We start from the raw sequence: 12,880 nt of genomic DNA, 5'->3' as shown, positions 1-12,880 counted from the left end.
TGACCCTGTTCCGGCATTTCTGACCCGCCATTCATTTCCTTTTTCGCTTTTCGTTGCACTTCACCGTTCATGGCCGATCCTTCGCTGAACAGTTACCCATTTTATTGCCCCCGGTTTTGGCACGGGATGCGGCCGGTTGCATGGTGGAAGTTGTTAAAGTCAGGACAATTTTCGGTCAGCCCGTCGCGTTGGCCGATGGCAGCAATCATCACGTCGGCGACCGTTTGGAACACTTTGCTGACTTGGATCCAAAACATCCTCTTTCGGCGGCGACTGCGTGAAGCCGAACTGCACGGCCCGCCGGTATTCATCATCGGGCACTGGCGAAGCGGTACGACGCTGTTGCACGAATTGATCGTTCGCGACGAGCGATTCAGTAGCCCGTCGACCTACCAATGCTTTGCACCTTCGCACTTTTTGCTGACGCAGTGGTTCTTTCGCACTTTCTTCGGTTGGTTGCTGCCTGGAAAGCGTCCGATGGACAACATGGACGCCGGATGGGATCGGCCTCAAGAAGATGAGTTCGCATTGGTTAATCTCGGCCAACCTTCGCCCTATCGGCGCATCGCGTTTCCCAAACAAGGTGCCGTCGACATGGAATACCTCGACCTGGAAAACATATCCGACGAAGCCCGCCAAAGCTGGCTGCAAACGCTGCAGGATTTCATGCTTCGTGTGAGCGTGTCGACCGCTCGACCGCTGGTTATCAAGAGCCCAACCCACACCGGCCGAGTGAAGTATTTGGCAAAGGCATTCCCGCAAGCCAAGTTCATTCACATCAGCCGTGACCCGCGATCTCTTTTCCCGAGTACTTGTCGTTTGTGGCGTAGCCTCGACGCTGTTCAAGGACTGCAAGCCGTACCCGGTGACGCAGCTTCCTACTCGCCAGCCGAAGCGGAGAAGATGGACGAATACGTCCTGACATGTCTCGAACAGATGTACGCCGCGTTTCATGCCAATCGCGATCAAATCGCGGACCATCACTTGGTTGACATTCGCTACGAAGACCTAATTGCTGATCCCGTCGCAACACTTCAAAAAGTCTACGAGAACTTACGGCTAGCGGACTTCGAAACCGTCCGTGAAGAAATTCAAACGTGGGCCGATACCGAACATCAAGCCTACCAAACGAACTCGCATCGACTTTCACCCGAAGACGAACAACGCCTGCACCAGCGTTGGGGTGAATACTTCACTCGCTATGGCTACTAAGCCAATCAGTACAAAGCACGACGAATAAACATTTGCCGCCCGAAATTTCGGGTGTACGGCAAGACACTTCCGTTCTCCGCATCGATGACTTCCCTATCCTTCGCCATGAAAAACACCTGCTACCTTTTCAAATCATTTCCGTTTCTCGTTTTGGCGTTCCTGATCGCGTTTTCTGGCTGCTCGTCGAAGAGTCCAACCGCATCCACCGATGCGGACGACGCCGCGGAAACAGCGGAACTTGCTGACGCCGACACCAAAGAATCCAACGAAACGCCGTTCGTCTTCGAAGCCCAAGTGTACGAGGCCTCAGCCGAACAACTGCTGGCCGCTCGTCTGCCTATCGAAGAGACCACCGAAGGCTGGATCCGCTTGTTCGACGGTCACACCTTGTTTGGATGGGTGATTGCCGGGGAAGCAAACTGGCAAGTCAAAGACGAAACCCTTCACGCCAACGAAGGCAAACCGTGCTTATTGATGACAACAACCCAATGGGCGGACTTTGAACTGGAACTGGAATACCTCGCCGACGACGACACGAATTCCGGCGTTTTTGTGCGATCCAATTTGGATCCCAAAAGTGCCAAGACCGAATGCTACGAAATCAACATCGCGTCATCGAAGGATCCCTTCCCAACCGGAAGCGTCGTGCAACGTAAAAAGGGCGAACCGGTCACCGTGGAATCGGACGAGTGGCAAACCATGAACATCGTTTGCGACGGCGAACGGTTGGTCGTCAAAGTGAACGATGAAGTGACGTGCGAAATGGATGACGCCTCGTCGCCTCGGCTTGGCTACATCGGTTTGCAATTTCGCTTTGGCGAGATCAGCTTTCGCAACATCCGATTGCGGCCCATCGGCCTGGAAAACCTGATCGATGCGGACCTCGCAAATTGGAAGCAGTACGACGATATGGACGGCGAGTTCCTTGTCGATGACAACGAAAACCTGGTCGTCGATGGAGGGAAACAGCAACTGGAATCCAAAGAAACTTATGGCGATTTCACACTGCTTGCGGATTACCAAATGGATGACCCAAAATCCAATTCCGGTCTCTTCTTTCGCGCTATCCCCGGCGACATCATGATGGGCTACGAATGCCAGGTCAGCAACGAAACCAAAGACAACAACCCGTTGCTACCGGCGGATTGCGGTGCCGGTGGCATTTTCCGACGTCAAGACGCACGAATCGTGGCGGGTGAACCGAAACGCTGGAATTCGATCCTGCTGACCGCGGATGGATCGCATTTCGCCGCGTGGGTCAACGGATTGCAGGTCAGCGACATCTACGACGACCGCGAGCCGCACGAAAATCCTCGCAAAGGACTGCGGCTTGAACCGGGTACGATCATCGTCCAAGGTCACGACCCAACCACGCAAGCGAAGTTCCGAAAACTATCCATCGTGAACACGCCTATTGTCACGGCTGAACCAGCAACCGACCAATAGCATCGAAACGAAATTGGCGTCGAACGAAATTGGCGTCGACGGAGTTTTCAGCTTTGTCGCTGGTGGAACCCATTGGCGAATTTCGCAGCGTGAGACGCGATGGTTTGTCTCGCTAAGAACTGGACGGGATCAAATTGTCCGCAAACCCAACATCGTCAACCATGTCACGCTACGCGGCGACGGGGCTACTCGCCTTGCTAGCGGCAACCTTTCGGCTTTGGCTGCCATCGGAATGGACCGGCACGTCGCTGTATCCGAGCGTGCCCATGTTGAGTTTGCCTAGCGTCTGCATCACTGCCATCAATCTCTTCGTGATGCCTGTCATGCTCGTTGCCGTACTGATATTGCTGGCGTTTAATCGCGAAGGGCGTCCACGACTCCGGTGCATCGCATGGTCTCTTATTGCATTGGCATTGGCGATGGCGTTTGTCGCTGACCAGCATCGGCTGCAACCTTGGGCGTACCAGATGGCGTTGTATGCGGTGTTGTTTGTCTTGGTACCAACGTCACGAGTGGTTGGCTACCTGCGAGTGCTGACGATCAGCATCTACGCTTTTAGCTCGCTAGGAAAGTTCGACTATCAATTCCTACACACCGTCGGACAAGACTTCCTGCAGACCGCGATGGGCTTTGTTGGCGTTCAGGTTGAGAACTGGGATGACTCAATCCGAACCAAACTGGCTGCGGGTTTCCCCGCTTTCGAACTGCTGACGGCGATCATGCTGGCGATCCCCCATACGCGGCGATTCGGCGGCGTCCTCGCAATCGCAATGCACGTGGGCTTGCTGATTCTGCTGTCCCCCTGGGCGATGGCACATAGCGCCGGCGTATTGATTTGGAATCTGTTTCTGGCTGGACAGGCCTATCTGCTGTTCTGTCAGCCGCGTCCGCTCAATGAAAAGGTGTCTATTGCTGCGACAGATTCGGCCTTAAATGAACAATCGAATCCGTTGCCGATAACCGACGTTCAGCCTTGGCGGACACGGCTAGCCGGCGGGTTAGTTGCCCTGGCGATCATCCTGCCACCGACCGAACGACGTGGACGGCAAGACGCAGACCGCTGGCATTGGGACCACTGGCTTTCATGGGCGTTGTATTCGCCGCATAACAGTCGGGTGCATGCAGAGGTTCATCGAAACACGTTTAGCAAAATGCCGTCTCCGCTTCGAAAGGTCGTCTTGGATGATCGCGATGGTGACGGCTGGCATTCGCTAGACCTCGATCAATGGTCGCTGACCACTCGCGGGGTCCCCATCTTGCCGCAAGCTCGATATCAACTGCTGTTAGCTGGCGAACTAGCTCGAGCAAATGATTGGAACCGTCAGATTCGCTGCGTTCTCAAGTCTGCATCGGACCGATTTGATGGCACTCGGCGTGAAACCTGGCTACCAGACCTGCGGGCGATGCAGGAAGCGGAAAGCGAATTCTGGCTTTCCGAAGTCCACGACACAGACTCCGGCGAGGGTCAATAGGCAGTTTTTCCCTGATCGCCTACGATATCCAGCAAATTCGCCCCAAGTTGTCCTTGCCCCAATCGTCTCCGCCCGTTCGCCCGTCTCCGACCCGCTATGTCACTTTCGCCCGAATCGTTGCTGCTCGTTTACTGCGTGTTCATTATTTTGGCATCGGTGACCGGCGGGCAAATGTCGAAGCTGTTTCGGATGACCCACCTGCGAACCCAACTCTTAATGAGCGGCGTTGGCGGATTAATGCTGGGCATCGCGATGCTGCATCTCTTGCCCCACGCCAGTGAAGTGCTGGGATCATCGTCCAAAACGGGAACCGCCGCGTTGGCCGGATTGATCACGATGTTCTTGCTGGTCCGCCTTTTTCACACTCACGACCACGGTGTAGTTGGAGATCACGACAACGATCATTCGCACCACGGTTGCGGACATACCCACGAACACAACCATGATCACGAAGACGAAGCCCACCAACACGAGCGAACGCCGGCACTAAAGAAGGGCTTTAGCTGGGCAGGAATGTTTTTTGGGCTCGCTCTGCACACGATCATCGACGGCGTAGCACTCGCCAGTAGCGTGATTGCGGACGCGCATCATGGTGCGTGGTTAGGCCTCGCCGGACTGGGAACTTTCCTGGCTGTGGCTCTGCACAAGCCGCTTGATGCATTCGCCATTACATCTGTCATGGGCAAACAAGGCTGGTCGATCCGCTCGCAAAGTATTGCCAACGGACTGTTTTCGGTCGCCTGCCCGCTCGGTGCCTTGATGATGTACTTCGGTGCCACGCGTTTTGCTGAAAGCAATGAAATCCTCGGTTGGGGCTTAGCCATTTCCGCTGGCTTCTTTATCTGCATCGCGTTGGCTGACCTGCTACCTGAAGTCGCCTTCCACGATCACGACCGAGGCAAACTCACCTTCGCCTTGTTGTTAGGTGTCGCCATCGCGGTTGGTATCGAAAGCCTGCCCGGCCATCAACACATGGACCATGAAGGTCACGAGCACGCCTATCCAGGAATCATGCAAAACGAAACTGACACCATTTCAGTCACGCCGCAAAACGAAGCAGCAACCGATAGCGAAATCACGACTGAAGATAGTTCACAAAAGCCGTAGATAATTCGCGAAGCTTACTCTCGCTCAACATCCGCGTTTGGCATAGTAGCTTGATACAGCGACTGAATTTCGTCAGCCCGAAGGGCTCGCTTATAAACGGCCAAGCCGCCAAGGACGCCACCAAACCCTTCATGATGCGTCGGCTCTTCGACATCTGGATAGCCAGGCCAAGCTGGCAGCGCCCGCTGTGCGACCGTGAAATCGGAGCCTTCCGGCCCGGCATCAAAGATCGGCTTGTCCCAACGAAACGGATTGTAGTTACCGTTCTCATCTAGCTTTCCGTTGGTGTAGACACGAATCGCCTGGTGGTCATACGTGAAAGCCAGCATGAACCACTGATCCTTTGTCAGGGTGGTTTTCCCCGTGCCATACGAGAAGCAAAACGGACGCTCGGGCGTTGCACCACCTACATCCGAGACGTAGCCGTGAGGCTGGTTCTTGGCATCAATCCGTAGCAGAGTTGTGTGATCGGTTTGCTTGTGACCGCAGGAAAACAGTGCGTACTGGCGAATCGCGTCGCGTTCGTTCCACATGCCAGCGATGTATTGCCAATTGTTTTCCGATTGACGCTTAATCCAAGCAATCATGGTGACCTCATCTTCACCTCGCAGGTTTAATGCCGGACAGTCTTCTCGCTTGATCCTCAACCATTGCCCCCGCCTGATCCGCAGGGCCGACGGCCCAAAAACGCCCTCGTCGGCACGCTCGATCGGCCCGTTCATTTCAGACAATCCGTATTGATAGGCACCTTTGCTGACGTAGGTTGCTGGATCCGATTCTTGAAAGTCCCAAAACGTGAGCAGATCAGGAATGGACTCCGGCGTAACGCGTGCAACTTTGACCGAAGTCAAATGCTCGGCTCCCGAACGATCCTGCACACCGCCTTCGTTGCGGACAAATCCGTCCGAGGTCATTCCAACGAGACGCCTCGTCGGCGAAACACGCACTACCGTTTCCCCCACCAGCGCGGCCTGCGCCGAAGCCAGCACTCCGTTGGATGTCCCGCCATAAACAACCCCATCAGCATGTTGGTTGCGATCGTCCGCAGAGGCAACCATGGAACAAACAGCCACGAGGGCAACTAGGCAAATTCGCAAGGACATATCTCGGCTCTCTTTTTTTGGCGTACGATGCAGTCGGCAGCAGATGAAGGAAACAACGTCAGTCGGATATCAAAGTCGATTGCAAGCCAATCTTGTCGAACGGAATTGACGCGATGGACGGCAATTCCTTCCGCCACTCGGACTCCGATTCAAAGATGTGTTCGGGCGTCGTTTCGGCAGTAAATCCAGCTGAAAGATAGTCGTCCTGGTCGGCAACCAGACTTTCGAAACCTTCTATGTCATCAGCATGGACAGAGTCCGTGTTTTCCGCCGTTGGGGTGATGACGACGTTGTGCCCGATCTCCATTTTCCCTAGCAGTTTCTTAACGTTGGAGTCAAAGTGGCACACCTCTTTGTTAACGTTGACAAACACATTGCCGCGGATGGGGTTATGCAGCGGCTCCCGCGGCGAGTCCGACATGATCTTCGCGAGCCACGGATACCGGTCGCTCCAAGGTGCAAACCGGTAGTTCACGGCCTCTGCTTTTCGCTCCAACTGCCAACTTGGGTAATCTGGATTATTCCATTGTTTCCAACTCATCCCGCGTGAATCCATATGCAAACCGATGGGGCAGTCGACAACTAAGTTATTGAGAACGGGATTGTCACGACCTCCGCCGATCATGATCGCACGGCCCGCTCGATAGAACACGTTTCCTTCGATCGTGTCACCGCTGTCGCAATCATCCAAATACACCCCCATCGTGTTGTTATGTTCCGAATCACCGTCGCCCAAATGATGAATGTAGTTGTGCCGGATTACATTGCCCTGGCTCGTCCAGTCGCGGCCCGTGTAGAACGCGCCCGAATCGCCGGTTTCCATCACCACATGGTGGATCTCGTTAAGCTCAATCAAATGATCGTTGCCGGCGTATTGGATTGCATTGTGAGGAGCATCATGAATCAAATTATGCCGAGCCACTTGCCCGCAACCTTGAACGCTAATCCCCGGAGCATAGGTCCGCTGGAACTTTCCATAGTGATGAATGTGATTGTTCTCGACCAAGTTGTTCGCTGCCGTTAGCGTGGACCGATCGCCTCCGCTGACTGAGATTCCGGTCGTGCCCAGGTTAAAGACATGACACGACCGAACGACGTTGTCGTTACCGTTTAAGGAAATTGCCGACCGAGCGTGATTCGCGATCGTGCACTCCTTAATCTCAACGTGCTGTACTTTACGAGCGACGATGGCATCGGAGTGGCTGTACTGAAACGTCAAACCTTCCAACGTAACGTGTTGTGTGTCTGTCATCTTGACCAATGGTTCAGCCAAGGTCGCCAACACGATCGATGCTTCGGAAAAGTCGGACGCCGGAATCAGATAAAGCTGCTTCGCTTCACGGTCCAGATACCACTCGCCCGGAGAATCAAGTTCTTCGAAAACGTTGACGGCATAGAATCGGCGTTCCGAACGTCCCCAAGTCCCGCTATTGATTCCATACGAGTGCGGTTTGGCTAGTCCGATCGCTTTTGTTTGCTGGTTGTAGGTGGCGATACGAATGACCTCGTCGGCCCAGTCATGCGTCCAATACCCACGCAGCCAGACGCCCTGGTCAAGATTCCACTTTGCCGGCCGTGGATCGTCGAACTCAAACGCCCCTGGATGCAGCTTCCTAAGTTTTTCATCAGCGGCATCCGGTTGCGGCATGCCGGAGTCAATTGTTTTCGAAAAGCTTGCCCACCCTGCATTGTCGTCGACCGCGTTGGGCCAGCGTGCGAGCTCTTGCGGTTGCCCATCGATGAACAACCATGGTCCCTCCGGAACGCCACGGAACGAAGAAGCAAGTTGGGCAAACTCACCCTTCAACTGCTGCAAGTCACAAACTCGCACCTGATCTCGCACCTCACCCGAAAGCCGGTCCAACACTTTCGAGTCACTCACGCTCGTAAATGCCGATGGATCCAGATTGACGCCACCTTGGATTTGCACCGCCCCTCGATCAGTTGCCCGATAGATCACCGGAGCGTCCGCAGTACCACTGTCGGCAGACGTTAATTCAAAGGCCTGCTCTTGTCGGTAGACTCCCGGAGCGACGTGCACCACAACCGACTGGTCGTCATTCCAGTCAGGCGTTTTTCGAGCATCTCGAATTTTGTTTCGGGCTTCAACAAGAGTCCGCACCGGATTCTGTTCACTGCCATCACCGTTACCGGTCGCCCCAGCATCGACGTAAACATTCCAGTCGGCAGTCGCCACTTGCATCAATGCCAAAGTGGCAACCAGTATCAAACCGTATCGTTTCATTATCACAGGTAAGTTTAGAGTATGAGTTGGGTTGTTGATCGCGGCGTTCACATCTTGAAAGAATGCGATTCTCTCAACACCGACTTTTCGTACGTTTGGGTAGGGAATGCAGTTGCAAGTCCGTTTAACTTACAAATCGCGGAAGGATTTATTGCCTCGTCCAATCCGGTCAAACCCCAAAACAAAGGGAGCTGAAACGCTACCCTAGTGCTTCAGCCAACCATTCGGCAGCGGTTGACGATTCAAGCTCGGCCCCGAGATCTCGACCTGCGGTGCATCACCGGTCCATACGGTTTCGGCCCAAGGATAGTGTCTCCACAAATCGATGCGTTGATTTTGCAGGTCCTTAGCTCGTGCATCGGCGAAGGTGACCTTGAAATCGTGAAGCCCCTTTTCCAAGGGAACCGACCACGTACCGACGCCGTGCCAAGTCTGGCCGAGGTCCCATTCTTGGCCGTCAATGTAGATCCGCAAATCATAGCCGGGCTCGCACGTATTGTTCACGTACTCATCGGGTCCATAGAACGTGTAGGTACCACTTTTGGGAACGTCAATATAACCGCGGTAGCGAACTGCAAAAGGATCATCGGTCTCACGCATACTGACGTCCATCAACGACTGGGTCGTCCCAGACTTCTTGGCCGTTAGCACATCGGCGTAACTCCACAAAGCAAACCAACGTCCTTCCAAATAGTCGTAATTCAATCCCGGTGACAACGAACCGGCAGTGGATTGGATCGCTGGATAAGGCGACACCTTGTTGAAGAACCCGTAGCTGATTGCACTCGCCTCGGTTTCATCGGATGTGAACGGGGCCTCCGCGACACCTTTTCGAAACGCACGAGCCCGAACAAACGTGTCATCGCTAATCTCAAATGGTCCAGTGTATCGCTGCCAATTGTCAGCACGGCTACTGAGTCGGTTCATTCCTGAAACCTTCTTCCCACCACCAATCCAGGGAACCTCTTCAGCGATATAGAAGATATCTGTTCCTGGTGTTTGCGTGGTAATCGTCACTTCAGTCGAACCGGCGAACGTGGGTTCCGGACCAATCGTTGGCGGATCGATCGGACGCAAGATCGCGGTCTGTTGCAACCCGCTATCCAATACGAACCGAAAGTCTTCATTGGCAATCGACTGTTCGGATTGATCCATGCTGACCGACTTAGCTCCCAGCACCAAACCGCTGGGTGCTTGACCGGGTTGTTCTAACAACAGAACCGCTTCCCCATGCACCTCCATTGGACCGACGGTCAAGTTGGAAGCCGCACCCCGGGACACTCGTAGCGTCACCTTCACACCGTTGGTCATCGTAGCACAAACACCCACCGAGTCATCATCTGAAAGATCCTCGATATTTTCGATGGGTGATTCATCCGGATGATGAGCACGTAGCAAAGTCAGCATTACTGTCTCGCCTTGCCCCTCCCAAGTGATGAACACTTCCTTGCCTTTCGTATTGCGAAGCCCATCCAGCGTAATCGTCGGTGTACGTCGGAAACTGCCGTGGCCGATTTCATTCGGGTTCACTTCCAGTTTTGCATCCGGCTGGCCAAACAAGCGAACCAAGACACCCGCATTGTTAGGATTCTTCGTTTCGATTTGTTGTTTATCGGCATCGACGGAAAGCTGATCATCGGAGGCGACGGTTTCGTCATCCGGATCGGTCAAGATCATGATGTCGTTCAGTTTGTTGGTGTGCTTTTCATCGGCATTTGCATATTTCAGCCGATCAAGTTGTAGGAACAATCGAGCAGGCCGTGCTTGAAAGATCTGCCGTGTAGCGGTAACGCCGTTCACTGGGTTAGGGCTAATCTTGTAAACCGGCCGTCGCAACTTGTGATCGAACTCAGCCCCCTCTTTGAGATAGTTGCCTTGGTAAATCGCTTCACCGAAGTCGAGGTCATCGTCGGAGTACCAGCGTGCGGGCTGCGGCTTCTCGGACGCTTGGCTGAAGACATCCTGCTTACTGCCACTCGGTGTCAGGCCTTGCTCTGGACAAGGTGGCAGACCATCGATCGTGACTCCCAGACCGGTCATCAATGGGCTGGCGTAGTCGTGGAATCGGTAACTTGTCACGTTTAGATAACCAGCAGCGTACCGATTGGTGACGGGGTAAAGTGCCGATCCACCGTTGCTGTTGGGACTGGTCGGACTGACCATGTGCAGCAGCGAGTCTTCGTGATCCCAACCACCACGGAAGTACCATAGCCCAGCGTAAGGCATCCAATCCGACACGAAGTTCGGCTTGCCTTGATAGTCGCCATAGAACTCCGATAGCCGCTTTTGGCTTTCGTCACGTTGCTTGATCCCCATCGGTTCACGCCCATTGCCATACACAGTATCGACAATCGCGCGAGGCTGCGTCTCGCTTAGAAACGGTGTGCATAATGTTGGGAAATAGTCGGGATGATCGCTGTTTGTCTTTTTCCAAGACGGGCTTTTCAGTCCTAACTCAAGCTCTACAGTTCCGGCACTGATATCGCTGGTGCTCCAACGCACGTGTGCTCCACTAGGTGAGATATTCTTAGCGTGCGACAACACGTTGGTTCGCAAGTGGTCCAGGAAGTAGGTTTCCATGGCGGGCGTGAACCAATCCGGCCGTCCATACTTTTCAAACAAGCCGTAAAGCCTTGTCGGGGAATGTACCGTCGCCATGAAGTGTCCCTCATCGCCGACCTCCACCATCGATCCATCGCGGTACATGTTGTAGGTATACAGCCGCGCGAACGCTTGCCGCATTTCCCTTTCGAGTCGCTGACCGGCGTGGAAATCCAGAATGGCACGCGACAACAACCATGCACCGGGTACGGCGTTGTAAGTGTGGTTAAATGAAACCGTTCGGCAAACCCGCCAAATTGAAACCGGAAACTCCTCTAGAACCGGCAACAGATAACGTGCCAACGTGGCACCAGATAACTCGTCGACGAACTCTGGTCGATCGTTCGCCGCGTTGACCAAATCCAACAAATTGTCCATCACAGCGCCGCCGGCCAGCACGAAATGGTCACGCAGCTTCTTGGGATCCTTGTCGGCAGCATCTTGGAACCCGATCGCCCAATCGTCGGTCATCGATTCCCACATCCGCAATGCATCCAAGTCGCCGGTGCCAACGTAATTCAGCAATAGCGGACGCATTTGAAATGGGTATTCGAACTTGGCCGGCGGTAGCAGCCCGGGTGTGAACTTCTTTACCGCCAGATCCGCTTTGTCGCCATAAACCTGGTTCTTCAAATCACGAGCTCGCATGCCGGTCCGCGAATTCGGATTAGTTACCCACGAGTATTCAAAATCACCGTGTACAAGTTTCAATACACCAAGCGTTTTGAAGAACGGTGCTTTGAAAGCATCGAGTGCTTCAGCGTAACGTTTGGCCTCCACCAGACGCTTTACTTCACTAAGACCTGGTCGCTCCAGATCCACAACACGGAAAAACTTTTCGCCCAGTTTCTCAATCTCGGCGGGATCATCCCGACGTTGAAAATGCTTCAAACGTTCTCGATCTTCGTCGGTCAAATCAGCATTCAGATCGATCGTGGGCTTACCCAAGAAGTCGCGAATGAACTCAGCCTCACTGAGCCAGGTCAAGCTGCCTTCGGGAACCACTCGGCCAGCTGGTCCGCCGGTCGCAGGTTGTGGTACGAACGTCCAATGCCCAGCGACCTCCTTCCAGTCCTTTGGATAGATATTGAAAACATTCCAAGCGACGATCTGACGGTTTTCATCTAGCACCAGTAGATAACGCCAACCAAGATCTTGAAACAACTTGAAGGGTTTTTCGTCTTGGATATAGCGACTGCGATAGAACTCGATCTTATCGATCGGCATCGATTCGTGCAGATCAACTTCGAACGCACAAAGACTTAGCGCGGCGTCCTTGTAGCCCATCCCTTCGGCGGAACGTTCGAAGGTATGCGGCCAGCGTTGAAGAGTGTTCTTATTGCCGTCGACCAAGTTGCGAAGATGCGGCGGATCCGACTCAGGATCCCGCCCAGTGATGCAGTGCAATGTGAAGTCTTCTCCCTTCTTGAAGACAACGTTTTCGCCCCCTGAATAAACCTCGATTTCCGCCACACCTAAGATGGACGAAAGCCCATTGCCAAAATAGATGTAGCGTCCTTCGACGGCTTTCGACGAAGACGATGCCGAAGTGGCAGAGGTCGCGGCTTGAACCGAGGATGCGCAGAGCAAGAAGGCCAGCGAAAGCAGGCCGAACCTTAGGTGGGACATAGCGAGGACAATCAACGGGGTGGGAAAGGGCAGGAGGCAGGAGAACTCTTGTGAGATCAAATTGA

7 protein-coding genes are annotated in these 12,880 nt (G+C 54.0%); 4 read left to right on the top strand and 3 right to left on the bottom strand.

Annotated features, from left to right (window positions below; genetic code table 11):
* The first annotated feature begins 69 nt into the window (after nucleotides 1–69).
* From ACR3ZL_RS08765 to ACR3ZL_RS08750, 4 genes are all read left to right on the top strand, one after another.
* Nucleotides 70–1,212 (top strand): sulfotransferase family protein, encoded by a 1,143-nt coding sequence (locus ACR3ZL_RS08765; protein ID WP_473648242.1) that lies wholly within the window; start codon nucleotides 70–72, stop codon nucleotides 1,210–1,212.
* Nucleotides 1,213–1,317: 105 nt separating this feature from the next.
* Nucleotides 1,318–2,658, top strand: a complete 1,341-nt coding sequence (locus ACR3ZL_RS08760) for a 3-keto-disaccharide hydrolase (protein WP_486173383.1) — start codon at nucleotides 1,318–1,320, stop codon at nucleotides 2,656–2,658.
* Between the two features lie 161 nt (nucleotides 2,659–2,819).
* Complete coding sequence (locus ACR3ZL_RS08755; protein WP_473648245.1) at nucleotides 2,820–4,130, top strand: hypothetical protein; 1,311 nt, start codon at nucleotides 2,820–2,822, stop codon at nucleotides 4,128–4,130.
* Between the two features lie 96 nt (nucleotides 4,131–4,226).
* A complete protein-coding gene (locus ACR3ZL_RS08750) occupies nucleotides 4,227–5,237 on the top strand; it encodes a ZIP family metal transporter (protein ID WP_473648246.1) in 1,011 nt (336 codons plus the stop codon).
* A gap of 14 nt (nucleotides 5,238–5,251) precedes the next feature.
* Here the strand turns inward: ACR3ZL_RS08750 and ACR3ZL_RS08745 are convergent, their stop codons facing one another.
* From ACR3ZL_RS08745 to ACR3ZL_RS08735, 3 genes are all read right to left on the bottom strand, one after another.
* On the bottom strand, nucleotides 5,252–6,310 hold the full coding sequence (locus tag ACR3ZL_RS08745; protein ID WP_473648247.1) for a LamG-like jellyroll fold domain-containing protein: 1,059 nt from the start codon (nucleotides 6,308–6,310) through the stop codon (nucleotides 5,252–5,254).
* Nucleotides 6,311–6,398: 88 nt separating this feature from the next.
* On the bottom strand, nucleotides 6,399–8,585 hold the full coding sequence (locus ACR3ZL_RS08740) for a right-handed parallel beta-helix repeat-containing protein (RefSeq protein WP_473648304.1): 2,187 nt from the start codon (nucleotides 8,583–8,585) through the stop codon (nucleotides 6,399–6,401).
* A gap of 204 nt (nucleotides 8,586–8,789) precedes the next feature.
* Nucleotides 8,790–12,815, bottom strand: coding sequence for a lipolytic enzyme, G-D-S-L (locus tag ACR3ZL_RS08735; protein ID WP_473648248.1), 4,026 nt, complete (start codon nucleotides 12,813–12,815; stop codon nucleotides 8,790–8,792).
* Nucleotides 12,816–12,880: the final 65 nt, after the last annotated feature.

The organism is Rhodopirellula sp. J20-39 (genome assembly GCF_057365095.1).
Note: the sequence above shows the minus strand (reverse complement) of the source record. Positions and strands in the feature narration are given on the sequence as shown.